This is a genomic window from Pseudonocardia sp. TMWB2A (assembly GCF_017312135.1).
Map to the genome: position 1 here is coordinate 5,129,185 of NZ_QKQY01000002.1, position 25,368 is coordinate 5,154,552.

24 protein-coding genes are annotated in these 25,368 nt (G+C 75.1%); 11 read left to right on the top strand and 13 right to left on the bottom strand.

All coding sequences use genetic code 11. The annotated features are described in order from the left end of the window. The first annotated feature begins 96 nt into the window (after positions 1-96). Both DMP17_RS38620 and DMP17_RS38625 read left to right on the top strand, forming a co-directional pair. A complete protein-coding gene (locus DMP17_RS38620) occupies positions 97-921 on the top strand; it encodes an LLM class flavin-dependent oxidoreductase (protein ID WP_337832794.1) in 825 nt (274 codons plus the stop codon). A gap of 30 nt (positions 922-951) precedes the next feature. Further along, a complete protein-coding gene (locus DMP17_RS38625) occupies positions 952-2,205 on the top strand; it encodes an FAD-dependent monooxygenase (protein WP_337832101.1) in 1,254 nt (417 codons plus the stop codon). Here the strand turns inward: DMP17_RS38625 and DMP17_RS38630 are convergent. Next, positions 2,157-2,612 carry a MarR family winged helix-turn-helix transcriptional regulator gene (locus DMP17_RS38630; RefSeq protein WP_226350440.1) on the bottom strand — a complete coding sequence of 152 codons (456 nt, stop codon included), beginning with the start codon at positions 2,610-2,612 and terminating at the stop codon, positions 2,157-2,159. The two genes, DMP17_RS38625 and DMP17_RS38630, sit on opposite strands and share 49 nt — an antisense overlap. Positions 2,613-2,896: 284 nt before the next feature. On the opposite strand from DMP17_RS38630, the gene DMP17_RS38635 reads away from it, so the two are divergent. Genes DMP17_RS38635 through DMP17_RS38645 form a run of 3 tightly spaced genes read left to right on the top strand, consistent with a single transcriptional unit; the run spans position 2,897 to position 6,455 of the window. Next, entirely contained in the window at positions 2,897-3,565 is a 669-nt protein-coding gene (locus tag DMP17_RS38635) for an ABC transporter ATP-binding protein (RefSeq protein WP_073577370.1), read from the top strand. Next, a complete protein-coding gene (locus DMP17_RS38640) occupies positions 3,562-4,782 on the top strand; it encodes an ABC transporter permease (protein ID WP_161151480.1) in 1,221 nt (406 codons plus the stop codon). The genes DMP17_RS38635 and DMP17_RS38640 overlap by 4 nt, the downstream gene beginning before the upstream one ends. Before the next feature lie 20 nt (positions 4,783-4,802). Beyond that, complete coding sequence (locus DMP17_RS38645; protein ID WP_337832102.1) at positions 4,803-6,455, top strand: HlyD family efflux transporter periplasmic adaptor subunit; 1,653 nt, start codon at positions 4,803-4,805, stop codon at positions 6,453-6,455. Between the two features lie 14 nt (positions 6,456-6,469). Here DMP17_RS38645 and DMP17_RS38650 read toward each other — a convergent pair whose 3' ends face one another. Next, positions 6,470-7,228 carry an SDR family NAD(P)-dependent oxidoreductase gene (locus DMP17_RS38650; RefSeq protein ID WP_226350438.1) on the bottom strand — a complete coding sequence of 253 codons (759 nt, stop codon included), beginning with the start codon at positions 7,226-7,228 and terminating at the stop codon, positions 6,470-6,472. A gap of 65 nt (positions 7,229-7,293) precedes the next feature. Continuing rightward, positions 7,294-8,307 carry a helix-turn-helix domain-containing protein gene (locus tag DMP17_RS38655; RefSeq protein ID WP_337832103.1) on the bottom strand — a complete coding sequence of 338 codons (1,014 nt, stop codon included), beginning with the start codon at positions 8,305-8,307 and terminating at the stop codon, positions 7,294-7,296. Between the two features lie 335 nt (positions 8,308-8,642). Here DMP17_RS38655 and DMP17_RS38660 point away from each other — a divergent pair, with 335 nt between their 5' ends. Beyond that, entirely contained in the window at positions 8,643-10,064 is a 1,422-nt protein-coding gene (locus DMP17_RS38660) for an APC family permease (protein WP_337832104.1), read from the top strand. Positions 10,065-10,106: 42 nt separating this feature from the next. After that, positions 10,107-11,750, top strand: a complete 1,644-nt coding sequence (locus DMP17_RS38665) for an amidohydrolase (RefSeq protein ID WP_337832105.1) — start codon at positions 10,107-10,109, stop codon at positions 11,748-11,750. Between the two features lie 10 nt (positions 11,751-11,760). Here the strand turns inward: DMP17_RS38665 and DMP17_RS38670 are convergent, their stop codons facing one another. Genes DMP17_RS38670 through DMP17_RS38695 form a run of 6 tightly spaced genes read right to left on the bottom strand, consistent with a single transcriptional unit; the run spans position 11,761 to position 16,902 of the window. Next, entirely contained in the window at positions 11,761-12,711 is a 951-nt protein-coding gene (locus tag DMP17_RS38670) for a PDR/VanB family oxidoreductase (protein ID WP_337832106.1), read from the bottom strand. 44 nt (positions 12,712-12,755) lie between these two features. Next, positions 12,756-13,517 (bottom strand): SDR family NAD(P)-dependent oxidoreductase, encoded by a 762-nt coding sequence (locus tag DMP17_RS38675; protein WP_308016773.1) that lies wholly within the window; start codon positions 13,515-13,517, stop codon positions 12,756-12,758. Next, positions 13,514-14,050 (bottom strand): aromatic-ring-hydroxylating dioxygenase subunit beta, encoded by a 537-nt coding sequence (locus DMP17_RS38680; protein ID WP_226366509.1) that lies wholly within the window; start codon positions 14,048-14,050, stop codon positions 13,514-13,516. The genes DMP17_RS38675 and DMP17_RS38680 overlap by 4 nt, the downstream gene beginning before the upstream one ends. Further along, a complete protein-coding gene (locus DMP17_RS38685) occupies positions 14,043-15,320 on the bottom strand; it encodes an aromatic ring-hydroxylating oxygenase subunit alpha (protein WP_226366510.1) in 1,278 nt (425 codons plus the stop codon). Before DMP17_RS38685 ends, DMP17_RS38680 begins: the two co-directional genes overlap by 8 nt. After that, the gene (locus DMP17_RS38690) at positions 15,317-15,712 is read right to left on the bottom strand and encodes a hypothetical protein (protein ID WP_226366511.1); all 396 of its coding nucleotides are present in this window, start codon (positions 15,710-15,712) and stop codon (positions 15,317-15,319) included. The genes DMP17_RS38685 and DMP17_RS38690 overlap by 4 nt, the downstream gene beginning before the upstream one ends. 29 nt (positions 15,713-15,741) lie before the next feature. After that, positions 15,742-16,902, bottom strand: coding sequence for an acyl-CoA dehydrogenase family protein (locus DMP17_RS38695; protein ID WP_337832107.1), 1,161 nt, complete (start codon positions 16,900-16,902; stop codon positions 15,742-15,744). A 158-nt stretch (positions 16,903-17,060) separates the two neighbouring features. Between DMP17_RS38695 and DMP17_RS38700 the strand changes: the two genes are divergently transcribed. The 4 genes from DMP17_RS38700 to DMP17_RS38715 all read left to right on the top strand — a co-directional run bounded on the left by DMP17_RS38700 (position 17,061) and on the right by DMP17_RS38715 (position 20,718). Continuing rightward, positions 17,061-18,608: a PAS domain-containing sensor histidine kinase gene (locus DMP17_RS38700; RefSeq protein ID WP_337832108.1), complete on the top strand. Its 1,548-nt coding sequence runs from the start codon at positions 17,061-17,063 to the stop codon at positions 18,606-18,608. A 79-nt stretch (positions 18,609-18,687) separates the two neighbouring features. Continuing rightward, positions 18,688-19,200: a flavin reductase gene (locus DMP17_RS38705; RefSeq protein ID WP_337832109.1), complete on the top strand. Its 513-nt coding sequence runs from the start codon at positions 18,688-18,690 to the stop codon at positions 19,198-19,200. Positions 19,201-19,219: 19 nt separating this feature from the next. Then, positions 19,220-19,495 (top strand): hypothetical protein, encoded by a 276-nt coding sequence (locus tag DMP17_RS38710; protein WP_224401762.1) that lies wholly within the window; start codon positions 19,220-19,222, stop codon positions 19,493-19,495. Continuing rightward, positions 19,480-20,718 (top strand): amidase, encoded by a 1,239-nt coding sequence (locus DMP17_RS38715; RefSeq protein ID WP_337832110.1) that lies wholly within the window; start codon positions 19,480-19,482, stop codon positions 20,716-20,718. Before DMP17_RS38710 ends, DMP17_RS38715 begins: the two co-directional genes overlap by 16 nt. Here the strand turns inward: DMP17_RS38715 and DMP17_RS38720 are convergent. The 4 genes from DMP17_RS38720 to DMP17_RS38735 are packed head-to-tail and all read right to left on the bottom strand — an operon-like array spanning position 20,696 to position 25,351. Next, positions 20,696-21,349, bottom strand: a complete 654-nt coding sequence (locus DMP17_RS38720) for a response regulator transcription factor (protein WP_337832111.1) — start codon at positions 21,347-21,349, stop codon at positions 20,696-20,698. The two genes, DMP17_RS38715 and DMP17_RS38720, sit on opposite strands and share 23 nt — an antisense overlap. Continuing rightward, complete coding sequence (locus DMP17_RS38725; RefSeq protein ID WP_226366518.1) at positions 21,346-21,921, bottom strand: nuclear transport factor 2 family protein; 576 nt, start codon at positions 21,919-21,921, stop codon at positions 21,346-21,348. The genes DMP17_RS38720 and DMP17_RS38725 overlap by 4 nt, the downstream gene beginning before the upstream one ends. Positions 21,922-21,932: 11 nt before the next feature. Further along, on the bottom strand, positions 21,933-23,384 hold the full coding sequence (locus DMP17_RS38730; protein WP_337832112.1) for an aldehyde dehydrogenase family protein: 1,452 nt from the start codon (positions 23,382-23,384) through the stop codon (positions 21,933-21,935). Beyond that, positions 23,381-25,351: a primary-amine oxidase gene (locus DMP17_RS38735; protein ID WP_337832113.1), complete on the bottom strand. Its 1,971-nt coding sequence runs from the start codon at positions 25,349-25,351 to the stop codon at positions 23,381-23,383. Before DMP17_RS38735 ends, DMP17_RS38730 begins: the two co-directional genes overlap by 4 nt. Positions 25,352-25,368: the final 17 nt, after the last annotated feature.

Sequence of the window (25,368 nt, forward strand, 5' to 3'; positions counted from 1 at the left end):
GAACACTGTTCCGTATCGTACCCGGAACATTGTTCCGTTTCATCTCCCGCAGGAGCCCCCGTGTCCCGAGCGTCCATCGGCATCATGACCGCCCAGATGCAGACCACCTACGACGACCTGCTGCGCGTCTGGCTCGAGGCCGACGAGCTGCCCGGCATCGAGCACGCCTGGCTGTTCGACCACCTCATGCCGATCGGCGGCGACCCGCTGGGGCCGGCCCTCGACGGCTGGACCACCCTGTCCGCGCTGGCCGCACGGACCCGACGGCTGCGTCTGGGCCTGCTGGTCACCAGCAACCGGTTCCGCCCGCCCGCGGTGCTGGCCAAGATCGCGACGACGGTCGACGTCGTCTCCGGCGGGCGGCTCGGCCTGGGCATCGGCGTCGGGTCCCGCCCGGACCACCCGCTCGCCCGCCGCGAGTACGAGGCGCACGGCCTGCCCTTCGCCGCCACCGCCGACGCCGTCACCGCGCTCGACGAGGCCTGCACGGTGATCCGGCGGCTGTGGACCGAGACCGAGCCGTTCGACGTCGACGGCGAGCAGGTGCGGCTCACCGGCGCGTTCGGCAGCCCGAAACCGGTGCAGGCCCACCCGCCGATCGTGATCGGCGGGCGGGCCAGGGCGACGCTGCGGATCGCGGCACGGCACGCCGACGTCTGGAACATCCCCGGCGGCGACCTCGACGACGCCGTCGCCCGCAGCGCGATGCTCGACGGGCTGTGCGCCGACATCGGCCGGGACCCGGCGGAGATCACCCGGTCGATCCACCTGGGCGTCTCCTACGACGACCCGCAGGACGCCCGCGAGCGGGTCTCCGCCGCCGTCGCCGCGGGGTTCGGGCACGTGGTCCTCGGACTGCCCGCGCCGTTCCCCGACGGCGCCGCCCGCTGGGTGGCCGACGAGATCGTCGCGCAGGTTTAGCCGACCGGGTAGTTCGGTCATCTAACTACCATGACCTCCTCCCGGCACGCCCTGATCTCCGGCGCCGGCATCGCCGGCTCCGCGCTCGCCCTGCGCCTGGCCGCGTACGGCTGGCGGACGACCGTCCTGGAGCGCGCGCCGCGGCAGCGCGACGAGGGGCACAACATCGACGTCCGCGGCACCGCCCGCGAGGTCCTGCGCCGCATGGGCCTGGAGGACGCCGTGCGGGCCGCCGGCACCCAGGAGGTCGGCTTCCGTGTCATCGGCGACGACGGGCGCCCGGTCGCCGAGATCCCGATGGACCCGACCGGGTCGACCGACGGTCCGACCGCCGAGCTGGAGATCCTGCGCGGCGAGCTGGCCCGGGTGCTGATCGAGGCCGCGCCGGGGTCCACGACGTTCCGGTTCGGGACCCGGATCACCGGCGTCGAGGACCGGGGCACCGGCGACGGCCCGGCCCGGGTCGCCCTCGACGACGGCACGACCGTCACCGCCGACCTCGTCGTGGTCGCCGAGGGACTGCGGTCGCGCACCCGCGACCTGGTGTTCGACGACGTCACCGTCCGCGAGACCGGTCTGTACGGCGCCTACCTGACGATCCCCCGCACCGCCGACGACGACGCCTGGTGGAACTGGTTCCACGAGACCGGCTCGCGCGGGGTGCACCTGCGCCCGGACAACCTGGGCACCACCCGCGCCATGCTGACCTTCCTGTCCGGGGTGCGCGGCCTGGAGACCCTCGGCGACGCCGACGTCCGCACCGTCCTGCGGCAGACCTTCGCCGACGCGGGCTGGGTCGCCCCGCGGATCCTGCGCGAGCTCGGCGACGGGCCGGACGGAGCGCCGATGTACTTCGACGCCGTCGGGCAGGTCATGACCCCGCACTGGAGCTCGGGACGGGTGGTGCTGCTCGGCGACGCCGCGTACTGCCCGTCGCCACTGGGCGGCGGGGGCACGAGCCTGGCCCTGATCGGTGCCTACGTGCTGGCCGGGGAGCTGGCCTCCCGCCCCGGCGACACCGCGGGTGCGCTGCGCCGCTACGAGGAGCTGCTGCGGCCCGCGACCGAGCAGGCGCAGAAGCTGCCGCCGCTGACGCTGGCCAACCCGCGGACCCGGGCCGGGATCCGGACGCTGCGCACCGCGTTCCGGGCCGTCGCGAGCCCGGTCGGGAAGCGTGTCACCGGACTGCTCGGGGCCACGCCGACCGGCGCGGTCGACGCGTTCCGGCTCCCGGACTATCCGGCGCCGAGCTCGTCGAGCGTGGCGACGACCGCGCGCAGGTAGCGCTCGACGACCGCGCCCTCGTCGTCGGAGAGGCGGCGGGCGACGTCGTCGAGGGCCCGCACGACCGGCTCCCACTGCGCGAGCCGCGCGCGGAAGGACTCCTCCCGCGAGCGCACGGTGACCCGGCGGCGGTCGTGCGGGTCGGGCACCCGCTCGAGGTGGCCGGCCGCCTCGAGCCGGTCGATCAGCGCGGTGGTGGAGGCCGGCCGCAGGTCCAGCCGCCGGGCCAGCTCGGTCGGCCCGAGCGAGCCGTGCACGTCGAGCAGCCGCAGCGCCCACAGGTCGGTCGGGTGCAGCCCCGCCCGCCGGGCCTGCCTGCCGGTGAACTCGTGGGTCGCCCGGTTCACCGCCTCCAGCGCGACGGTCGGGCCGGCGAGCCCCTCCAGCAGGTGTCGTCGCTCGCCCATGCGGCCTCCCGGCGTCGGTCCACGGCACCGTATCCGGACGGGCCCGGCCGCATCCGCGACGGGACCGGTCACGAGCTGGTCACGAATTCGCGACGCCGACCCGGGGACGACTCCCCGCTCGCCACCGCGAAATGGGGATGATTCCGCGTTAACTGATCGACGACCCGCAGGTGACGGCCCTGCGCGACCATCCACCCGATCGGGTGACGACGCATTTCTGCGCACCATTCCCGACGACGACCCGACGATTTCCCGGAACCGCACCGTGCGTAATCTCCGGAATCGTGATCGAGCTGGAGGGGGTCTCCAAGGTCTACCGGACCGGAGCCCTCGAGCTGCGCGCACTCGACGCCGTGGACCTGCACGTCGACGACGGCGACCTCGTCGCGATCATGGGTCCCTCCGGCTCGGGCAAGTCCACGATGATGAACATCCTCGGCTGCCTCGACGTGCCGAGCTCCGGCGCCTACCGGCTCGACGGCATCGACGTCGGACGGATGTCGGACAACCGGCTCGCCGACGTCCGGCTGCAGAAGATCGGTTTCGTCTTCCAGTCGTTCAACCTGCTGCCGCGCACCTCGGCGCTGGCCAACGTGGAGCTGCCGCTGGTCTACGCCGGTGGGCGCGACCGCCGGGGCCGGGCGCGGCGCGCGCTGGAGCGGGTCGGGCTCGGCGACCGCGGCGACCACCGGCCCAACGAGCTCTCCGGCGGCCAGCAGCAGCGCGTCGCGGTGGCCCGTGCCCTGGTCACCGACCCGTCGATGATCCTGGCCGACGAGCCGACGGGGAACCTCGACACCGCCTCGACCACCGACGTCATGAACCTGTTCGTGGAGCTGAACGAGAGCGGCCGCACCGTCGTGCTGATCACCCACGAGCCCGAGGTCGCGGAGTTCGCCAAGCGGGTCGTGACCCTGCGCGACGGCCGGATCGTGGGTGACGAGCGCCGATGACGATCTGGGAGTCCGCGCGGATCGCGGTACGGGGCCTGCGGGCCGGGCCGCTGCGGTCGCTGCTGACGATGCTCGGGATCATCATCGGGGTCGCCGCGGTGATCGTGCTGGTCGCGTTCGGCAACGGTCTGCAGCGCTTCGTCGCCGACGCGTTCGGCCCGCTCGCCAACCAGATCCAGATCACCCCGGACCGCGGTGGCATCAGCGGCAGCGGCACCCCGCGCGACCTCACCGACGCCGACGTGCGCGCCCTGCGCGACCGGGCCTCCGCGCCCGCGGTCGCCTCGGTCAGCCCGACGGTGACCGGCTCGGCGCAGCTGCAGCTGGCCGGTGGCGGGAGCGTCCGCAGCGGCGTGACCGGCGCCGACGCCGACTACCTCGACATCACCAACCGGGAGCTCGTCGTCGGGTCGTTCTTCGACGACCGGCAGGCCACGACCCGGGCGAAGGTCGTCGTGCTCGGCCCCAACCCGGTGGCGACGCTGTTCGGCGGCCGCGCCGGCGACGCGCTGGGCTCGGAGGTGCGGATCGGCCGTACCTCGTTCCGGGTGATCGGCGTGCTCGCCGCCAACGGCCAGCAGGACGACATCGCCGTCATGCCGCTGGGCGCCGCACGCGCCTACCTGACCGGTGGCGGCGACGTCGTCGACCAGATCACCGTGCGCGCGGTGTCCACCGACGCGGTGCCGCAGGCGGTCGAGCAGGTCACGACGGTCCTCGACGACCGGCACCGCATCGACGACCCGCAGGACCGCGACTACACCGTCACCGCGCTGCAGAGCCTGCTCGACCAGTCCTCGCAGGTCCTGAGCTTCGTGACGATCTTCGTCGCGGCAGTCGCGGGCATCTCGCTGCTGGTCGGGAGCATCGGCGTCGCCAACATCATGCTGGTCACGGTGACCGAGCGGACCCGCGAGATCGGCATCCGCAAGGCCATCGGCGCGCGCCGCCGCGCGATCCTGCAGCAGTTCCTCATCGAGGCGATGGTGCTGACCGGCATCGGCGGGGTCATCGGGATCCTGGTCGGCGTCGGCGTGTCCGTGCTGGCCGGGATCGTCCTGCCCCGCCTCGTACCCGACTTCCCCGCCCCGACGGTGTCGGCCGGATCGGTGGTGCTCGCCTTCGGGGTGAGCCTGCTGATCGGGCTGCTCGCGGGCGGTTTCCCCGCCAACCGGGCCGCACGGATGCGGCCCATCGACGCCCTGCGGCACCAGTGACAGCAGCTGAGGAGCACTTCATGACCCGACTGCGGCTCGCGGGCAGCCTGCTGCTCGCCGGACTCGTCGGCCTCACGGCCTGCACCGGAGGGGACCAGCCACCGCCGACGGCCGTCGTCGACCGGGGTGTGGTCTCCACCGGGGTGTCGGCGTCGGGCTCGCTGGTGTCGATCACCCAGCAGAACCTCGGGTTCACCGACGGCGGCCGGATCACCGAGCTGCTGGTCGAGGTCGGCGAGACCGTCGCGGCGGGGCAGCCGCTGGCCCGGCTCGACGACGCCGAGGCCCGGTCGAAGGTCGCCTCCGCGCAGGCCGGGCTGGACCAGCAGCAGGCGTCGCTGGGCAAGCTGACCGGCGCGAACACCGTCGAGGCCGCGCAGGCGTCGCTGGCCTCGGCCGAGTCGGTGCTGGCCGCGACCCGGGACCAGGTCGGCGCGCAGAACGCGGCCAACGACACCGCCGTCGAGCGGGCGAAGGTCCAGCTCGCCTTCGACCGCAAGCAGCTCGCCGCGGCCCAGCAGCAGCTGGAGACCGACCGGCGGGCCTGCAAGCGCTCCGGTGGCAGCACCGCGACCGCCACCCCCGAGCCCACTGCCGACCCGTCCGGCGGCGGACTGCTCGGCGGCCTGTCCGGCGGGTCCGGCGCGTCGGGCGGGTCCGGCCTCGGCGCGGCCACGACCGACCCGGCCTGCACCGCCGTCGCCGCCGACGAGCAGGCCGTGACGACGGCGAAGGGCCAGGTCATCACCTCGCAGACGGCGCTGTCGCAGGCCGAGGGCAGCCGCGACACCGGTGCCGCCTCCGGCCGGGTGTCGATCGCGAACGCCGAGAGCGCGGTGTCCGACGCCCGCTCCCAGCTCACCGGGGCGAACAACGACGCACCGGCCGACGTCGCGGTGCAGGACGCCGTGGTCGCCGACGCCCGCAACACCCTCGCCGACGCCCAGCGCGCCCTCGACGACACCCTGCTGCGCGCCCCGGTCGCCGGCACCGTGTCCGCGATCAACGGCGCGGTGGGCGACGTCGTGCCCGCCGCGAACGCCGCGACCGCGCTCGCCCCCGGCACCGACGCCCGGATCCCGCAGGCCGTCGGGTCGGCCTCGGCGGCCTCGGGCGGCGCGGGAGCCACCGGGGGCGGCGCGTCCGCGGCCGGCGGGGCACCGTTCCTCACCCTCAACGACCTGCAGACCTACCAGCTGGTCGTCCCGTTCGAGGAGAGCGACGCCGCCCGGGTCGCCCCGAACCAGACCGTCGACGTCACCGTCGACGCGCTGCCCGGGGTGAGCCTGCCGGCGACCGTGGTGGCCGTCGCGCCGACCGCGACGCAGCTGTCGGGCGTCGTGAGCTACTACGCGACCGTCGTGCTGAACCGCACCGACCCGCAGCTGCGCGACGGCCAGACCGCGCAGGCCGACGTGCGCACCGAGGCCCGCAACGGGGTGCTGCGGGTGCCGAACACCGCCGTCCGGCAGGAGGGCGGCCGCTCGGTCGTCGACGTGCCCGGCGACGACGGCGCCGCGGTGACCCGGCAGTTCGTCCCCGGCCTGGTCGGCGACCAGTTCACCGAGGTCCGGTCCGGCCTCGACGACGGCCAGCAGGTCCTGCTGCCGCAGGCCACCGTCGAGGCGACGCCGGGCCGCCCCGGCGGCGGGGGCGGGGCGGGCGGGAACTGACCCGCCGGCACGGGTCAGCCGCTCATGCCGCCGTCGATCGCGAAGGTCGAGGACGTGACCATCGCGCTCGCGTCCGAGGCCAGGTAGAGCGCCGCGCGCGCGATCTCCTCGGTGGTGGTGTGCCGCCCGAGCGGGATCATCGCGTCGAAGTCGAGCGCCGCGGCGGCCTGGTCCTTGCCGGTCGCGCGCATCTCGATGTCGTCCTGGAACGGGGTCGAGGTCGGGCCCGGGTGCAGGGTGTTGACCCGGATCCGGCGCGGCGCCAGCTCCTTGGCCGCGGACCTCATCAGCCCGACCTGGCCGTGCTTGGCCGCGACGTAGGCCGACAGGTCGCCGAAGCCGACCAGCCCGACGACGCTGGAGGTGATGACGACGCTGCCGCCGTCGTTCATGTGCGGGGTCGTGTGCTTGAGCATGTGGAACGCGCCGAGCACGTGGATGGCCAGGGTGCGGGCGAACACCTCCGACGGGTAGTCGGTGATCCTCGCCAGCTCCCCGGAGTTGCCCGCGTTGCTGAAGAGCACGTCGTAGCGGCCGTAGTGGGCCGCACCGGCCCGGACCGCCTCGGCGACCGCCGCCTCGTCGGCGACGTCGGCGACGGTGGCGATCGCGTGGTCGGCGCCGAGCTCCTCGGCGGCGGCCTTCAGCCGCGGTTCGTCGATCCCGACCAGGTGCACCCGCGCCCCCTCGGCGACGAAGAGCCGGGCGGCCGCCAGGCCGATGCCGCTCTCCCCTCCGGTGATCAGCGCGACCTTGCCCTCGAGTGCACCCATCGTCGGGTCTCCCTGCGTGGTGTCCGGTGTGTGTCGTCGGCCGACCGGGATCGGCCCCTGATCTCCTACCGGACCGCGGGACCCGGCGTCGACCGCGGAACGGGGTATTCGGTTGTGCATGACCGATCGCGCGGCGCGCCGGCGGGCACCTCCGCCGGGTCCGACGACCGCACCTGCCGGGGCGCCACCCCGTAGCGGGCGCGGAAGGTCCGGGAGAAGTGCGCCGGATCGGTGAACCCCCAGCGCCGCCCGGTCGAGCCGACCGGCTCGCCCGCCAGCAGCGGGTCCCGCAGGTCGCGCAGGCAGCGCTCCAGACGGCGGGCGCGCACCCAGCACGACACCGACGTGCCCTCGGCCCGGAACAGCTCCTGCAGCCGCCGGGTCGACATGTAGTGCGCCGCGGCGACCCGGCCGGGTGAGAGGTCGTCGTCGGCGAGGTGGTCGTCGAGCCAGTCCAGGACCGGGGCGAGCGGCCCGGCCGGGTGCCCGTCGCGACGGCGCTCGGCGACGGCCGCGGCCAGCAGGTCGGTCAGGACCCGGCGGACCCGGGGCGCCCGGGCCCCGGTGAGCAGCTCCTCGGCGCCCGCGAGCTGGCGCAGCATCGGCCCGAGGAGCAGGCCGAGGCCGTCGCGATCGGACATCCGCACCCCGCTGCCCTCCCCCGGGCCGCCGTCCAGGCCCAGGTCGGCGCGCGGCAGCATCAGCACCAGGCTGCGGAACCCCGCCTCGTTGTCCACGGCGTAGGGCAGGTCGACGTCGTAGACGACCATGTCGCCCGGCCGCAGCACCGTGCGGTGCCCGGCCTGGGTGACCACCGAGCGTCCCGCGAGCTGGTAGGACACCTTGCACAGGCCGAGGCGCTCGCCGCCCGGGACGCGCCGCACCGTGTGCGCGGTGCCCGCGGCCAGGTCCCCCAGCACCAGCGGCCCGGACCGCCGGACGACGCCGTGCCCGGTGAACCGGTCGACGGCGCCGTGCGCGGTCAGCCGCAGCGGCGGGAAGTGGTCGCCCACCGTGCGCGACCAGGCGCGGAGGTCGCGGGACGCGGGCGGGGCGGGCCACGTGGCGGTGTCGGTCATCGGTGCCTCCGGGGGGACGGGTGGTGGGCGGCTTGGACCTGGGCGCGGTGCGCCTTGACCGTCGGCGCACGGGTGGGCGGGCGGGACCGGTGGCCGGCGTCGCCGTCGCCGGGACCGCGGCGGGGCCGGATCCGCAGGTCGGCGGCCGGATCGCCGGTGCGGGCCGACGGGTGTGGCCCGTGCGGCGGGGGCGCGGCGGCCCGGCGCGGGGGCCTTGTCGGAGGCACGGGCGCGGACCAGCCTTCTCCCACCCGTGACCGAGGAGAACCCGATGACACCGCGCCCGTCCCGCACCGCGAACCGTCCCGGCACCGCGACCGACCGCGGGGTGCGCCGTGGCTGACCCCGGGCACTCGCTGCGCGGCTCCATCGGCGTCGCGGGGATCGTCTTCCTGGTGGTCGCCGCCGCGGCCCCGCTGACCACCGTCGGTGGCGCGCTGCCCGTGATGCTCGCCGGGTCCAACGGGGCCGGTGTGCCGCTGGCCTACGCGCTGGTCGCGGTGGTGCTGCTGCTGTTCAGCGTCGGCTACGCGGCGATGAGCCACTTCGTCGTCGACGCCGGCGCCTTCTACGCCTACGTCAGCCACGGGCTCGGCGCCCGGCTCGGGCTCGGCGCCGGCGGCCTCGCGCTGCTCGCCTACACCGCGATCCAGGCGGCCGTCTACGGCCTCGCCGCGGTGACACTGCGCGGGATCGTCGTGCAGTTCGGCGGACCGGAGCTGCCGTGGTGGCTGCTCGCCGCACTGCTCGTCGCCGTCGTGGCGCTGCTCGGCTACCGGAGCATCGACGTCGGCGCCAAGGTGCTGGGCACGCTGCTGGTCGTCGAGATCGCGGTGGTCACGGCGCTGGTCGCCGGGATCCTGGTGACCGGCGGCCCGGAGGGCTGGTCGGCCACCTCGTTCGCCCCCTCGACGTTCCTGTCCGGGGCGCCCGGGATCGCGGTCATGTTCGCGGTCGCGTCCTTCGTCGGGTTCGAGGCGACGGCCATCTACGCCGAGGAGGCCCGCGAGCCGCGCCGCACGGTGCCGATCGCGACCTACGTGGCGGTGCTGTTCATCGGCGCGTTCTACACCGTGGCCAGCTGGGCGGTCGTCGTCGCGTTCGGGCCGAGCCGGGTCGAGGCCGCCGCACAGGCCGACCCGACCGGGCTGGTGTTCGCCGCGGCCGCCACCTACGTGGGCCCGTGGTTCGCCGACGTGCTGCCGGTCCTGCTGCTGACCAGCCTGTTCGCCGCGCTGCTGGCCTTCCACAACGCCGTCGCCCGGTACCTGTTCTCCCTGGGCCGCCGCGGGGCGCTGCCCACGGTGCTGTCGCGGACCCATCCCCGCCACGGCTCCCCGCACGTCGGCTCGCTGGTGCAGACCGTGTCCGCGGTGCTCGTGCTGGCGCTGTTCGCCGTCGCCGGCGGTGACCCGGTCACCACGCTGTTCCCCTGGATGTCCGGGCTGGCGACGGTCGCGGTGCTCGTCCTGATGCTGCTCACCGCGGTCGCGGTGCTGGTGTTCTTCGCCCGCACCCGGGCCGACACCCGCACCTGGAACACCCGGGTCGCGCCGACGCTGGGGCTGCTCGGCATCGCCGGGATCCTCTCCCTGGTGCTGGTCAACTTCACCACGCTGATCGGCGGGTCGGCGGGCCTGGCCGGCGTCCTGCTCGCCCTGGTCGTGGTGGTGCTCGTCGGGGGCGTCGTCCTCGGCGGGGCACGGCGCGCGGCCGTCGCACCGGAACCGGCACGCGACGACCCCGCCCTGCACTGACCCGTCCCGCTCCCCCGCACGCCGACCAGGAGGGACCCGCCCGTGACCGGGATCGACACCGTCCACCGCGCCGCCCGCGTCCACACCCCCGACGGCTCTCCCGCCACCGTCCTCGCGACGACCGGCGGGACGATCGTGGCCGTCGGCGGCGACGAGCTGCTCGACGCCGCCCCGGCCGGGGCCCGCCGGGTCGACCACGGCGACGCCGTGCTGGTCCCGGGCCTGGTCGACGTGCACAACCACGTGCTCGTCGCCGGCCGGGCGGAGCTCGCCGAGCTGCGCCTGGCCGGCGACGCCGGGGTCGGGGCCCTGCTCGACGCCGTCGCCCGGCGCGCGGCCGGGCTCCCGGAGGGCGCCTGGCTGGTCGGCGGCGGCTGGGACTGCGGACTGCTCGACGCGCTCGCCGCGCCGGGGGTGCTGTCCCGCCTCGACACCGCCGCGGGACACCGGCCGGTGCTGCTGCGCGACGACAGCTGCCACAACCGCTGGGTCAGCTCGACGGCGCTGGACCGGGCCGGGATCTCCGCGGACACCCCGGGCCCGGCGGGCGGGCGGATCCTGCGCGACACCGACGGCCGCAGCCCGGCGGGGGTGCTCGTCGAGGCCGCCGCGGTCGCCGTCGAGCGGGTCTGCGCCGCCGACGGCGACGGGGTGGACGACGCCGAGGCGGTCCGGCACGCGGTGGGGATCCTGCACTCCCACGGCGTCACCGGGTTCCAGGACGCGGCGTCGTCGCTGCCGCTGCTGCGGGCGCTGCACCGGCTCGACGCCGAGGACCGGCTCGACGCCTGGGCGGTCACCTCGATGCCGGTGCTCGACCCGGTGTTCGGGTCCGCACCGGTCGGCGCCGACCTGGTCGAGCGGGCGCTGCCGCTGGCCGGGCGGCGGCACCGGCCGACGTTCGTGAAGGTCTTCCTCGACGGCATCCCGCCCTCGCGGACCGCGGCGTTCCTCGACCCCTACCTGCCCGACGACACCCACGGCGACGACTGGCGCGGACACACCGCGATGACCACCGAGGAGCTCACCGGGCACCTGCTGGGCTTCGCGGCGATGGGGATCGGGGCCAAGGTGCACTGCACCGGCGACCGGTCGGTCCGGGTGTTCCTCGACGCCGTCGCCGCGGTGCGGGCCGCCGGGCACACCGGCACCCGCTTCCACCTGGCGCACGGGCAGTACGTCGCCGACGCCGACCTGGGCAGGCTCGCCGCGCTGGGTGTCGTCGCGGACCTGTCCCCGGCGCTGTGGTTCCCCTCGCCGGTGGTCGACGCGATCTGCGCCTGCGTGCCGCGGGAGCGGGCGCAGCGCATCCACCCCAACCGGGACCTGCTGCGGTCGGGGGTGCTGCTCGCCGTCGGCTCGGACTGGCCGGTCGTCGGGTCGCCGGACCCGTGGCCGGGCCTGCAGGGGCTGGTCACCCGGGCCGACCCGACCGGCACCGCGCCGGGACGGCTGTGGCCCGAGCAGGCGCTGACCCCGGACGAGGCGCTGCACGCGGCCACCCTCGGCGCGGCCCGGGCCGCCGGGATCGACGACGTCACCGGCGCGCTCACCCCGGGCCGCTCGGCCGACCTGGCCGTGCTCGACGCCGACCCGCTGACCGTGCCGCACGACGAGATCGCCGGGACCCGGGTCCTGGCGACCTGGTTCGCCGGTCGTGAGGTGTTCCGCCGGGAGCACGGGTGAGGCCGCCGGGTCAGTACAGCTCGACGACGAGCCGCGGGGTGCGGGCGCGCGACACGCACAGCGCGATCTGGTCGCCCGCGGCCCGGTCCGCGGCGGACAGGCAGCTGTCGCGGTGCTCGGGCACGCCCTCCACGACGCCGGACACGCAGGAGCCGCAGACGCCCTCCTCGCAGGACCGGAAGACCTCGATCCCGTTGTCGGTGAGCACCTCGAGGATCGACCGGTCCGCGGGGACCTCGAACTCCTCCCCGGTGTCGAGCGCGACGGTGAAGGCGGTGTCGCCGGTGGTGTCGACCTCGGTGGCGGTGAAGTGCTCGACGTGCACCCGGTCGTCGCCGACGACCGGGGCGAACACGGCGCGCACGCCGTCCATGAAGCCCTCCGGCCCGCAGGTGTAGACGGCCGCACCGGGACCGAGCCCGGCCGCGACCGGACCGAGGACGGCGGCGTGCCCGGTGCGCGGGACGCCCAGGTGCAGGCGTACCCGCCCGGCGAAGCCGGTCTCCAGCAGGTCGGCGAAGGCCGCCTCGGACCGGGACCGGGCGAAGTAGTGCAGGGTGAAGTCGGCGCCGGCGCGGTGCAGCGCGTGCGCCATGCCGAGCAGCGGGGTGACCCCGATGCCCCCGGCGACGAGCACGTGCCGGTCGGCCTCGGGGTCGACGCCGAGCAGGTTGCGGGGCGCGCCGATGTGCAGCTCGTCGCCGGGGGCGACCTCGTGCAGCGCCGCCGACCCGCCGCGGGAGGACCGCTCGCGCTTGACCGCGATCAGCAGCGACGCGGCGTCGTCGGGCGGGCCGCACAGCGAGTACTGGCGCAGCACCCCGGTCGGGCCGACGACGTCGACGTGCGCGCCCGCCCGGTGCGGCCCGAACGGCAGCCCGTCCGGGCGCACCAGGCGCAGGCTGCGGATGCCCTCCGCCTCGTCGACGACGTCGGCGACCCGGACCGGGATCGTGGTCATGGCAGGACTCCTCTCGTTCGGTGGCGCGCACGGCGGCGACGCCCTCAGCGCAGGTACAGGCCCCCGTTGGCGTCCCAGCAGGCGCCGGTGACCGAGGCGGCGGCGGGGTCGGCGAGCAGCGCGACCATCCGGGCGACGAACGCCGGGTCGCCGAGCCGCCCGACCGGGACCGACGCGGTGTAGTCGGCGAGCCGGTCCTCCCCGACGATCGCCCGGACGACCGGGCCGTCCTGCGGACCGGGCGAGACCGCGTTGACCGTGACGCCGCAGGCCGCGAGGTCGCGGGCGAACACCTTGGTCAGCGACAGGACCGCGCCCTTGGACGCGGCGTAGTGCCCGCCGGTGGCGGTGCCGCCGTTCTGGCCGGCCAGCGACGCCATGTTGACGATCCGGCCGTAGCCGGCCTCGGCGAGGTGGCGGCCGAACACCTGGCAGGCCCGGAAGGTGCCGTTCACGTTCACCCCGACGACGTCGGCGAGCTCGTCCGCGGTGATCTCCAGCAGCGGGGTGGCGCGGGTGAGCGCCGCGTTGTTGACCAGCACCTGGACCGAGCCGAACGCGTCGAGCACCGCGGCGAGGAGCTCCTCCGCGGCGGCCGGGGCGGCGATGTCGGCGGTGATGCCGACGGCCGTCGCCCCGGACGGGTCGAGCCGCCCGGCCACCGTGCGGGCGGCGTCGCCGTCGAGGTCGGCGACGGCGACCCGGTGGCCGTCGGCGTGCAGCCGCTCGACGACCGCCCGGCCGAGCCCGTTGGCGCCGCCGGTGACGACGGCGACCGGCGCGCTCACGGCGTGCACAGCGCTCACAGCAGGAACCCCGCGGCCGGGACGGCGCTCTCGCTGTTCACCAGCCGGACCACCTTCTGCACGATCCGGTCGCCCGCGGGCCCGTCGGGGGCGAGCCGGATCCGGTGGCGCAGGTCGGCGGCCCAGAGGTCGTGGCGGTCGCGCTTGAACGCGACCAGCACCTGCGCGGAGCGGAGGACGACCTCGGTGCCGCCCGCGGAGCCGGTGACCGACTCGGGCACGAACCGGGACACCGTGCGCACGGTGCGGGCGGCGTCGACGGCAGCGATGGCGTAGCCCTCGGTCATCCGCACGACGCGCATCTGCCGCATCCGGGCGTCGTCGTAGACCATGTTGAGGGTGCCGTCGAAGTCCTCGGTGTCGGGGTCGATCGGCACGACGTAGGTGGCGTCGTCGGCGTAGAGGCTCTCCCACCGCAGGTAGGCGGCCCGGTCGAGCAGCTCGGCCTCACGCCAGACGAGCTCGATCGCGCGGACCACGGCGGGGTCGGTCGTCGGGACCGGCGCCGGGACCCTCTCGGGTGCCTCAGTCATCGCCCATCATCTCCTTCCAGCGCCCGTAGGCGGCGCGCATGCCGGTCTCGTCGGTGACGTGCGCGGTGGGGTGTCCGTCGGCGTCGGCCTTCTCCCGGGCCGAGCCGCGGTTGATCAGGATCGGCATGTCGGGGGCGGCGGCCGCGCCGCGCTGCACCCGGTCCCAGCCCTCGGCGTCGTCGGGGGTGCCGAACCCGAACGGGCCCTGGAAGTGCTCGTGGATGCGCAGCCGGGCGCGGTTGACGGCGTCGAGCTCGGGCGGGCCGTCCGGGCCGATGGCGACGTGCTCGATGACGGTCTCGTCCACCGCGACCGGGCGCAGCACCCGGAAGAACGCCGCGGACAGCGACACGTTCGGGAACAGGTTCAGGTTGAACCCGGTGCCGTGCATCGCGCGCACGACCTTGCGGACCGCGGCCGGGTCCAGGGTGGCCGACAGCTCCTCGACCAGGCCGTCGAAGCGGGCCTGCAGGGGCTCGCTGCCGTCGTCGGCGTCGAGGTCGGAGTGGGCGGGCACCATCTGCATGACGCTGTGCCCGTGGCCGAGGTCGTGGGTGACCGCCGTCGGGTCGGTCATGAACGACATCATGTCGGCGGTCTCGGCGTCGACCGAGGCCATCCACGACCGGTGCACGATCGGGAAGTGGTAGCCGTCGGTGGTGTTCTCCAGCTGGATCTTCCAGTTGCCGCGGAAGGTGAACCGGTGCCTGCCCAGCACCTTGACCGGGTAGCCGCCGCCCTGCTTCATGAAGCGGTCGATCCACAGCCGGGCGTCGCCGAGGAAGGTCTCCAGCGGCTCGGCGTCCGGGTCGAGGGTCGCGAAGACCATGCCGCCGTAGGACTCGGTGCGCAGCCGGCGCAGCGACAGGTCCCGCTTCTCCAGCACGCCCTCGTAGCCGTCGGGGTAGGGGACGCCGCGCAGCGCGCCGTCCAGGCCGTAGGACCAGGCGTGGTACGGGCAGGTGAAGCCGTTGGCCCTGCCCTGCGGCTTCTCGCAGACGCTGGCACCGCGGTGCCGGCACCGGTTGAGCAGGGTGCGGATCTCGCCCTTGCGGTCCCGGGTGACGATCACCGGTTGGCGGCCGACATGGGTGGACTTGAAGGTCCCCGGCCCGGGCAGCTCGCTGGTGTGGGCGACCCACACCCAGGCCCGCTCGAAGATGCGGGTCATCTCCAGCTCGAACAGCTCCGGGTCGGTGTAGAGGCGCCCGGCGACGCGGTCGGTGCGGACGAGGTCGGCGGCCGTGGCGCCGGTGACGTCGGTGGTCATCGGGCGTCCCCTCGGGTGGGCGGCGCGACGTCGTCGCGGACGGTCAGGGCGCGCCCGATGCGGGCCTCGACCTTCGCGAAGCGCCAGAGCTTCGCGTCGCCGTCGCCGACCGCGGTGGTGCGGAACAGGTTGCAGGCGGCCTTGACGGTGTCGGCGGTGTCGACGTCGGCCAGCAGGTAGCAGGTCCACGGCCAGCCGTCGGACGGGCCGACCATGTGCGAGTCGTCGTCGATGTCGCCGATGAAGCCGACCCCGGGCAGCGCCTTGATGCCGTCCATCATGGACACGAACGCGGCCCAGACGTCGCCGGTGGTGATGCCGTCGGTGGGCAGGTCGAAGAAGTTCTGGTTGATGCCGATGCAGAACAGCACCCGCAGCGGTGGGGCGGCCATGGCGGTCTCCTCGGGGTGGTGGCGGTCGGTCAGCGGAAGCCGGGGGTGGTGGCCGGCAGGCCCATGAGGACGGCTCCGGCGGCGTCGAACACCGCGGGGCCGAGGAAGGCGTGCTGCTTGGGCACCAGCGCGTCGCCCGCGAGGTCCTGCAGCGGGTGCGCGGTGTGGATCGGCGCGGTGCCCGAGACCTCGATCAGGCGGGCGACGACCTCGGAGGAGGTGCGGGCCAGGTGCGCCGAGGCCAGCCGCAGCTCGGCGTTCTGCCGGTCGGTGGCCGGGTCCCCGGCCAGCACGGTGTCCCACACCTGCCCGGTGGCCTCGTAGAACCAGGCCCGGGCCGAGCGCAGCTCCGCCTCGGCGCGGGCGACGGCGTCGCGGTAGTACGCCCGGTCCGCCAGCTTGGGCGCGCCGGTGACCCCGGCGTAGCCGCCGCCGACGCGCACGGCGTGGTCGAGCGCGGCGCGGGCCACCCCGGCGCCGACGACCGCGAGCACCTGGGCGGCGTAGGCGATGGTCGGGTAGCGGTAGAGCGGCTCGTCGACGGTCGGGGTGCCGCCGCGCACGAAGGTCCACTCCCGCGGCACCTCCACCCCGCGCACGACCAGGTCGAACGACCCGGTGCCGCGCATCCCGACGACGTCCCACTCGGGGACGATCTCGGCCTGGTCGGGCCGCAGGACCGCGGTGCGGGGCTTGCCGTCGGAGTCGGCGTCGCCGGGCATCCCGACGCCGAGCACGTCGGCCCCGGAGCAGCCGCTGGCGAACTTCCAGCGCCCGTCGAGGCGGTAGCCGCGGGCGGTGGGCTCGCCGGCCTGCGGCGGGAACAGGGCACCGGCGAACGCGACGTCGGGGCCGCCGGCGTAGAGCTGCGCCTGTGTGTCGTAGGGCAGCGCGGCGAGGTAGACCAGCGCGGAGCCGAAGCTCGCGACCCAGCCGGTGGAGCCGTCGACGGCCGAGATCCGCTCGATGCGGTCCAGGAACACCGCGGGCGGCTGCGGCTCGCCGCCGAACACGGCGGGGGTGGCCGAGCGGTAGATCCCGGCCCGCTTCAGGGTCGCGACGAAGTCCCGCGGGACGTGGCGCTGCTCGCGGAACTCGGTACGGCGCACCGCGAGCTCGGCGAGCATCGTGTCGAACGCGGCCTCCGACGCGATCGCCGGTGTGGCCGCGGCCAATTGTGCGCTCACCATCGCACCTCCTTCTCGATTCGCTTTCCGGCATCGAGAGTAGGAATTCCGGTGACGGTCCAGGAATCGGCAACGGCCCCCGCACGAATAGGGGGCCTCCGCAGTGGCGCTAGGGGATTCCTTCAGCGCGGCCCGGGGTGGTCCCCGCCTAGGCTGGGTCGATGGACCAGGTCGAGCCGCAGGCCCCGGAGCTCGTCACCGGCGACTTCGTCGCGATGATGCGGGCGACCACGACGTGCGTGCTGCTGCACGACGCGGCGACCAAGAACATCCTGTGGGCCAACCCGTCGGCCTGCCGGCTGCTCGGCTGGAGCCTCGCCGAGCTGCGCCCGCTCAAGGCCAACCACATGTCGAGCACGGCGCCGCAGTACCACCGGGTGCTCGGCCGGGCCTGGCTGCACGAGGCCGTCGAGCGGGGCAGCAACCGCATCGAGTGGCACTACCGGACCCGCACCGGCCGGGTGGTGCCGACCGACGCCGTCGCGGTGCGGGTGGAGCTCGCGCAGGGGCCCGCGATCCTGGTGCAGTTCCGCGACATCGAGCACGAGCAGGGCCTGGAACGCGAGCTGCGGCGCACCACGTCGTCGATCGATGCGCTGGCCCGCCACACCTCGACGATCGCACTCACCCTGGACCCGTCGGGAGCGATCCGGTTCGCCACCGACACCGCGCTGGAGCTGTTCGGGATGGACCCGGGCGCCCCGCTCGGGCACCTCGACCGCTACGGCCGGCTGCGCCGCGACGGCCGCCCGGCGGCGCTGGACGAGCTGGTCGGGCTGGCCGACCCGACGGTGCCGGTGCAGCTGGAGGTGCCCGGCCCCCGGGGCGGGCCGGTGTGGCTGGAGGGCACCCTGGAGCGGCTGGCCGAGCCCTCCGACGACGGGACCGACCCCGCGTCCGGGCTGCTCATGATCCTGCACGACGTGTCGGGGCGGGTGCTGGCCGAGGCGGCCCGCGAGCGCGCGGCGCACCGGGAGAACTACCTGGCCCGTTACACCGCGATGGGCGACATGGCGATGGCGATCGCGCACGAGCTGGGCCAGCCGCTGGCCGCCGCGGGCAACTTCCTCGACGGCACCCGCCGGCACACCGAGGAGCTCGTGCGGGGCGGTGCGCTGTCCGCGACCGACGCCGACCGGATCGGCTACGGCCTGGGCAGCGCGCTGCGCCAGATGGGCCGGGCGAGCGCGATCGTGGCGGCCGTGCGGGCGTTCGTCGGGCACCTGGAGCACACCGAGCAGGTCCTCGACCTGCACGACGTCCTCGACGACTGCCTGTGGTTCGTCGGGCTGCGCGCCGACCCGGCCGGGGTCCGGGTGCGGGTGGAGCGCCACCCGGGCCCGCTGCGGGCGCGCTGCGAGCGGGTCCTGACCGGGCAGGTGCTGCTGAACCTGTGCTTCAACGCGGTCGAGGAGACGGCCGACCTCCCGCCGGAGCGCCGCGAGCTGGTCGTGACCACCGCCGTCGACGGCGACGAGGCCGTGGTCACCGTGGCCGACCGCGGACGCGGGATCGACCGGGACCCGTTCGCGGAGTCGTTCTCCTCCAAGGAGCACGGCAGCGGCATCGGGCTGGCGCTGAGCTACCGGATCATCACCCGCCAGCACGGCCGGATCTGGGCCGCACCGCGCGCCGGGGGTGGCACCCGGTTCGGGTTCGCGCTGCCACTCGTCGGAGACGAAGGGAATTCCCTAGGCGGTTCCGGGTGATTGTCGATATCGGCCGGGCGCGTTCCGCGCGTACGTTCGCAATGGTCGAGAAACGCCCGAGAACCCACCGGAGGAAATCGTGTCCGAGCCGACCCCGTCCCCGTCCGATTTCCGTTCCGCAATGGCGAACCTGTCCGCCGCGGTCAACGTGATCACCACCGACGGCCCGCGGGGCCGGGCCGGGATGACCGTGAGCGCGGCCTGCTCGGTGACCGACACCCCGCCGACCGTGCTGGTGTGCGTCAACCGGTCCAGCCGGTCGCACGCGGTGCTCGTCGGCAACGGCCGGATCTGTGTGAACGTGCTCGGCGACGACCACGCCGACCTGGCCCTGCACTTCGCCGGCGCGACCCGGGTGCCGACCGCGGAGCGGTTCGCGACCGGCTCCTGGGACCACGACACCCACGGGGTCCCGGTGCTGCGCGACGCGGCGGCCGCGCTCGTCGGCACCGTGCGCAGCGCGCGGGACCAGGGCACCCACACCGTGCTGTTCGTCGAGATCGAGCACGTGAGCACCCGCGACGGCGGTGGTGGGCTCGTGTACTTCCAGCGGTCCTTCCACCCCGTCGGCACGTCCCGCCTGAGCGCCTGACCCACCCCGAGGAGCGTCCGTGAGCCCGTCCGCACCGCCGACCCGGCTGACCCTGACCTGCTACGTCGACACCCACGGCCACGGCTGGCGGCACGTCGACCTGTTCGAGCACGACGCGGACGGGCGCGAGCTGGGCTGGGTGCACTGGCAGGTCGGGGCCGACGGCCCGGACGCGGCCGACGCGGCCACCGCGCGGACGGAGCCGCAGCTGCGTCGCACCACCCCGTGGCGGCACCGGGTCGGGCCGAGCGGCACCGACTTCTGGGAGGCCGACGCCGAATGGGTGCGGTCGTGACGCCGTGGTCGCTGCGGGCGGCCGTGCGCGACGGGGCGACCGGCGCCGTGGACGCCGCGCGCCGCGCGATCGCCGCGACCGAGCCGGAGGTCCGCGCCTGGGTCGAGCTCGACCCCCACCCCGCGGCCGCTGCCGCCACGGGGGCGCTCGGCGGGATCCCCCTCGGGGTGAAGGACATCGTCGACGTCGCCGGGCTGCCCACCCGCTGCGGCTCGGTGCTGCGCTCCGGTGCCGCCCCGGCTGCCGGCGACGCCGCGATCGTCGCCGCGTGGCGCCGCGCCGGTGCCGTCCCGGTCGGCAAGACCGTCACCACCGAGTTCGCGTACTTCTCCCCCGGCCCGACCGCCAACCCGGCCGCGCCGGGCCACACCCCGGGCGGGTCGTCCAGCGGGTCGGCCGCCGCGGTCGCCGCCGGGCACGTCCCGCTGGCGCTGGGGTCGCAGACCGCCGGGTCGGTGACCCGCCCGGCCGCCTACTGCGGGATCGCCGCGCTGGTCATGAGCCGGGGCCGGTTCCCCGTCGACGGTGTCACCGGGCTGGCCCCCAGCCTGGACGCGCACGGCGTGCTGGCCGCGGGGGTCGACGACCTCGCGTGCGCCTGGGCCGCGCTGACCGGCGAGCCCGACCCGGCCGCGCGGGCACCGCGGGCGCCCCGGCTGCTGCTGTGCACGGCCGGGCCGCTGGAGCCGTCGATGCGGGCCACGCTGGACGGCGCCGCCGATCGGCTGCGGGCCGCCGGGGCGGTCGTCGACCCGCTGGACGGGGTCGACGTGGACGCCCTCACCGTCGCGCACCCGGTCGTCATGGCGTTCGAGGCGGCCCGCGAGCGCGCCGCGGAGCTCGCCCACGCCGGGTCGCTGAGCGTCCCGCTGGCCGAGCTGCTGGCGCGCGGCGCGGCGATGCCGGAGGCGGAGTACCGCGCCGCCCGCGACCGGGTCGCCCGGCACGGCGACGCGCTCGCCGCTGCCGTCGACGGCTACGACGCGGTGCTCGCCGCCGCCGCGCCGGGACCCGCCCCGTACGGGCTGGGCGCCACCGGGGACCCGGTGTGCAGCCGTCCGTGGCAGGCGCTCGGGCTGCCCGCGGTCACCGTGCCCGGCCTGCGCGACGACGCCGGGCTCCCGCTGGGGGTCCAGCTCGTCGGCCGGGCCGGGCACGACGGCGACCTGCTCGCCACCGGCTGCCGGGTCGCCGGCGTGCTCAGACCTCGACCCGGTGGGTGAGGATGTCGCGGACCAGCGTGCCGAGGCTCTCCGCCCCGGTCTTGGCCTTGATCCGGGCCCGGTGCACGTCGACGGTCTTGACGCTGGTGCCCAGCCGGTGCGCGACCGCCTGGCTGGCCATCCCCTCGATGACCAGGGCCAGCACCTCGCGTTCGCGCGGGGTGAGCGTCTCCACCCGCTCCCGGACCGCGGCGCGGGCCGCGTGCGCGGCGAACAGCTCGCGCGCGCGGCCCTGCTGGTGCTGGACGACCTCGAGGATGCGCTGGGTGTCGTAGGGCTTCTCCAGGAAGTCCACCGCTCCCCCGCGCAGCGCGCGCACCGACATCGGGATGTCGCCGTGCGCGGAGCAGAACACCACCGGGCCCGGGTACTCGCGGGCGACCAGCTCCTCCTGGAGCTGGAACCCGCTCATCCCCGGCATCCGCACGTCGACGACGACCACCGCGGGCTCGGCCGGGTCGAACTCGGCGAGGAAGGTGGTCGCGTCGGGGTAGTCCAGCGCCTGGATGCCGACGCTGCCGAGCAGGAAGCGCAGCGACTGGCGCAGGTCGTCGTCGTCGTCGACGACGTGGACCACGGGGTCGACCGGGCCGGCGGTCCCGGCCCGGTCGGTGTCCCGTCCCGAGGTCACGGCCGCATCAGGACCGACGCCGACGGGTGGTCGCTCGCGAAGCCCGCCGGCAGCGGCGCCACGAAGACGTTCTCGGTCCGGGTACGCGAGATCAGCCATCGGCCGTCGACCTTCCGGAAGGCGTTGTTGAGCCGGCTCGACCGCAGCAGCGCGGTGCCGTCGGAGAACAGCCAGGGCTGCATGTGGATCCACTGGCCGTCGGCGGTGTCACCGTGCACGTGGATCTGCTCGGAGGTGAGGTAGTGGGCGTTGAGCAGCAGCGCGGGATCCCGCTTCTCACCCCAGAAGGACCGGAAGTGCGCCCGCACGGCGTCCGCTCCCTCCGCCCGTCCGAACTGGCCGTCGTAGTACTCGCCCACACCTTCCCAGACGGCGTCGTCGGTGTAGAGGCTCATGACGAGCTCGATCCGCTCCTCGTCGCCGGTCACGCCGTACTCGGGGATCGGGGTGTCGCAGAGCCACATGTAGCGGGCCTGCAGGCGCCGGATGTCGGCCTCGGCCTCCAGCACCTCGACCCGGTGGGCCAGTGCCTCCAGCGTGATGGCCCCGGTGGTCGTGTCGGTCGCGGTCATGGACGTGCTCCTCACAGGACGACGGTGACGGTCTTGGTCTCGGTGTTCGCGAGGACCCCCTCGTGGCCGAGCTCGCGGCCCAGGCCGCTGGCCTTCACCCCGCCCCAGGGCAGCTGCGGGGCCAGCGGCGACCAGCCGTTGACGCCGACGGCGCCGGCCTCCAGCTGCGCGGCGACGGTGTGCGCGCGGCCGACGTCGCGGGTCCAGACGGTGGCGGCGAGGCCGTAGGCGGAGTCGTTGGCCAGGTCGACGGCCGCGGCGTCGTCGTCGAAGCCGATGACGGTGCCGACCGGGCCGAAGATCTCCTCGCGGGCGACGGTGAGGTCGTTGGTGCCGGCGAACACCGTCGGCGCGACGAAGAAGCCGGGTCCCGGCGGGACCTCGCCACCGGCGACCGGGGTGGCGCCCTCGGCGCGGCCCGCGCCGACGTAGCCGAGCACGCGGTCGCGCTGCGCGGCGCTGACCAGCGGGCCCATCGTCGTCGCCGGGTCCAGGGGGTCCCCGAGGACCTGGGCGCGGGCGGCCTCGGCGAGGCCGGCGACGACGTCGTCGTACACCGAGCGGTGGACCAGCACCCGGGTGCCCGCCGCGCAGACCTGTCCCTGGTTGGTGAACAGGCCCGCGGCGATCCCGGCGACGGCGGCGGTGAGGTCGGCGTCGCCGAACACGATCTGCGGGGACTTGCCGCCCAGCTCGAGGGTGGTGCGGGTCAGGTGGGTGGCGGAGTGGCGCAGGATCCGGCGGCCGACCGCGGTGGACCCGGTGAAGCTGACCTTCGCGACGCCGGGGTGGCACACCAGCGCCTCGCCGACGACGCCGCCCGGCCCGGGCAGCACCTGCACCGTCCCGGGCGGGAACCCTGCCTCGCCGACCAGTCCGGCCAGGTGCAGCACGGCCAGCGACGCGTCCTCGGCCGGCTTGACGACTACCGTGTTGCCGCAGGCCAGCGCGGGGGCGAGCTTCCAGCCGAGGATCATCAGCGGAGCGTTCCACGGCACGATCGCGGCGATCACGCCGAGCGGCTCGCGACGGGTGTAGGACAGGGTGCGGGCGCCGAGGTACCCGTCGGTCGGCAGCACCTCCCCGGTGATCTTGTCGGCCCAGCCGGCGTAGTACCGCAGCGTCGCGACCAGGTTCGGCACGAACAGCCCCGCCGCGACACCGAGCGGGGCGCCCATCTCGCGCGACTCCAGCCGGGCGAGCTCGTCGGCGTCGCGCTCGACGAGGTCGGCCAGCCGGGTCAGCAGCGCCCCCTTCCCCGACGGCGGGACGGCCGCCCACTCCCCGCGGACCGCGCGGCCCGCGGCGGCCACCGCGGTGTCGACGTCGGCGGTGTCGGCGGCCGCGACGTGGGCGAGGACCTCCCCGGTCGCCGGGTTCACGGTCGGGAACGTCCCGCCGCCGCCCGGGCGGCGGGCGCCGTCGAGCAGGAGGTCGGCGGTCGGGGTGAGCGTGCCGGTCATGCGGGGCTCCCGGGGGTGGTGGCGTCGGTGGCGCAGCACCCGTCGGCCGGGCGGCCGTGCGCGCCGAGGTCGGGCACGTCGAGGGTGGGGTTGCGGTCGAAGAAGCCGTCCGGCCTGAGGCGGAACCCGGCGTGGTCGACCGGCATGACCGGCCAGTCCTCGGGGCGGACGAAGTGGGTGAGGCCGAAGGTGTGCCAGAGCACGACGTCCTCGCCGTCGACGGACCGGTCGCCCGCGGTGTAGGCGGGCAGCCCGTCGCCGCCGGGGTTCTGGTTGACGGTGTAGCCGGCGGGCCAGAGCTGGTCGCGGTCGTAGCGGCTGACCCACAGGTGGTGGCGGGCGAACGCGGCGCGCGCGGCGATCGGGGACGCCGGGTCGGCCAGCAGCGTCGGGTACCCCTGCGGGAGCAGCGCGTACGCGGTCGGGGCGCCGAACCGGTTGGTGCGCTCGGTGCTGCAGATCCGCCAGACCCGGTTGCGGTCGTTCGCGGCGTCGCGGCGGACCGTGCCCTCGGTGCGCAGCCGGGTGCGGCGGCGGGCGATGGCGTTGCCCCACGGGTTGGCCCCGCCCATCGGCACGCCGACGGCCTCCTGCTCCTCGACGGTGTTGCGGACGCCGTCGACGGTCATGTCCAGCCGGGCGGAGAACAGGTGCTGGTGCACCGGGGCGCCGAGGCCGGGGCCGACCGGGTCGAAGTGCGGGTCCTCCCCGTCCCAGCCGGACGGGAACGGGATGCCGGTGGCCTTGGCCTCCAGCTCGATCGTGCCGTCGAGGTAGAGGTACCAGTAGAAGCCGTAGTCGTAGTTGCCGACGGTGCCGAAGAACGACACGACCATCCGGCGCTGGCGCCGGGTGTGGGTCTGCCCGGTGAAGATGTCGTTGTGCTTCCAGAGGATGCCGGTGTCCTCCTCGTGCAGGCAGATCGCGTTGCGGATGGTCCGCGGGCGGCAGTGGTCGTCGACGACGACGGTGTCGACGTAGGTGATGTCGCCCAGGCAGTCGCAGCCCAGCTCCAGGGAGTTCGCGAGCCGGCCGAACTGGTACTCGCCGAGGTCGAAGTAGTTCTGCCAGCCGTGGGTGGGGCCGGGGTCGCCGTAGTTGACGACCATCTCCGCGATCGACGCGCGGTAGGCGACCGGGCGGCCGGCGAAGGACAGCTGGTGCAGCGTGAGTCCCTCGCGGCCGTTGAACCCGAGCCGGACGGTCCAGTTCTGCCAGCTCAGCACGCCGTCGTCGGTGAGGGTGAACGAGACGCCCTCGGGCTGGGTGATCGAGATCGGCTTCAGGTCGGTGCGCTCCGGGCCGCGGACGGCCGGGTCGGCCCAGTCGCCGGACTCCTGGGGCACGTGCTCGACGTGGGTCTCCACCACGCGCAGGACCCGCCGGGCGTCGACGTCGACGTGCGCGACCACGCCGCCGACCGGGTGCGCCCACGGCGGGGTGGACGGGTCGGGCTGGACGAACGACAGCACCCGGTAGACCCGGCGGCCGACCTCGTCGTCGTAGCCGAACACCCCGGCCGACAGCGGCACCGGGCGGACGGTGGAGACGTCGGTGACCCCGCGCCGGGCGAGCGCGGCGAGCCAGCCCTCGTCGGCCTTCACGATGGCGTCGACCAGCGCGTAGTCCTCGTCCAGGCACGGCCCGACGCCGACCTGCGCCGGGTCCAGCGCCACGTCGGACACGACCCGGCCGCCACCCAGCTCGACGACGACCGAGTGCAGCGCGAGCGGTTCCAGCCGGGTCAGCAGCAGCGACACCTCACGCGGCAGCGGGGTGACGCCGTCCCAGGCCAGGACGTCGGCCTTGTCCGGCTCGCACGGCATCACGTAGGAGAAGCGGGTGTCGGGGGTGAGCAGGCCCGCGTCGTCGACGATCTCCCGCGCGCGGTCGACCTCGGCAGCGGTGAGCATCGACAGCGGGTGGGCGGCGGCGACGGTGGTCTGCGGCGGGGCGTCGACGGACATGGGGGTCCCTTCGCGTC

Excerpts from the sequence above, each read along its gene's own strand:
- DMP17_RS38670 (WP_337832106.1), bottom strand. The coding sequence starts at position 12,711 with ATGACCACGATCCCGGTCCGGGTCGCCGACGTCGTCGACGAGGCGGAG.
- DMP17_RS38640 (WP_161151480.1), top strand. The coding sequence starts at position 3,562 with ATGACGATCTGGGAGTCCGCGCGGATCGCGGTACGGGGCCTGCGGGCC.
- DMP17_RS38680 (WP_226366509.1), bottom strand. The coding sequence starts at position 14,050 with ATGACTGAGGCACCCGAGAGGGTCCCGGCGCCGGTCCCGACGACCGAC.
- DMP17_RS38690 (WP_226366511.1), bottom strand. The coding sequence starts at position 15,712 with ATGGCCGCCCCACCGCTGCGGGTGCTGTTCTGCATCGGCATCAACCAG.
- DMP17_RS38700 (WP_337832108.1), top strand. The coding sequence starts at position 17,061 with ATGGACCAGGTCGAGCCGCAGGCCCCGGAGCTCGTCACCGGCGACTTC.
- DMP17_RS38695 (WP_337832107.1), bottom strand. The coding sequence starts at position 16,902 with ATGGTGAGCGCACAATTGGCCGCGGCCACACCGGCGATCGCGTCGGAG.
- DMP17_RS38645 (WP_337832102.1), top strand. The coding sequence starts at position 4,803 with ATGACCCGACTGCGGCTCGCGGGCAGCCTGCTGCTCGCCGGACTCGTC.
- DMP17_RS38715 (WP_337832110.1), top strand. The coding sequence starts at position 19,480 with ATGGGTGCGGTCGTGACGCCGTGGTCGCTGCGGGCGGCCGTGCGCGAC.
- DMP17_RS38620 (WP_337832794.1), top strand. The coding sequence starts at position 97 with ATGCAGACCACCTACGACGACCTGCTGCGCGTCTGGCTCGAGGCCGAC.
- DMP17_RS38730 (WP_337832112.1), bottom strand. The coding sequence starts at position 23,384 with ATGACCGGCACGCTCACCCCGACCGCCGACCTCCTGCTCGACGGCGCC.
- DMP17_RS38685 (WP_226366510.1), bottom strand. The coding sequence starts at position 15,320 with ATGACCACCGACGTCACCGGCGCCACGGCCGCCGACCTCGTCCGCACC.
- DMP17_RS38650 (WP_226350438.1), bottom strand. The coding sequence starts at position 7,228 with ATGGGTGCACTCGAGGGCAAGGTCGCGCTGATCACCGGAGGGGAGAGC.
- DMP17_RS38630 (WP_226350440.1), bottom strand. The coding sequence starts at position 2,612 with ATGGGCGAGCGACGACACCTGCTGGAGGGGCTCGCCGGCCCGACCGTC.
- DMP17_RS38625 (WP_337832101.1), top strand. The coding sequence starts at position 952 with ATGACCTCCTCCCGGCACGCCCTGATCTCCGGCGCCGGCATCGCCGGC.
- DMP17_RS38655 (WP_337832103.1), bottom strand. The coding sequence starts at position 8,307 with ATGACCGACACCGCCACGTGGCCCGCCCCGCCCGCGTCCCGCGACCTC.
- DMP17_RS38735 (WP_337832113.1), bottom strand. The coding sequence starts at position 25,351 with ATGTCCGTCGACGCCCCGCCGCAGACCACCGTCGCCGCCGCCCACCCG.
- DMP17_RS38725 (WP_226366518.1), bottom strand. The coding sequence starts at position 21,921 with ATGACCGCGACCGACACGACCACCGGGGCCATCACGCTGGAGGCACTG.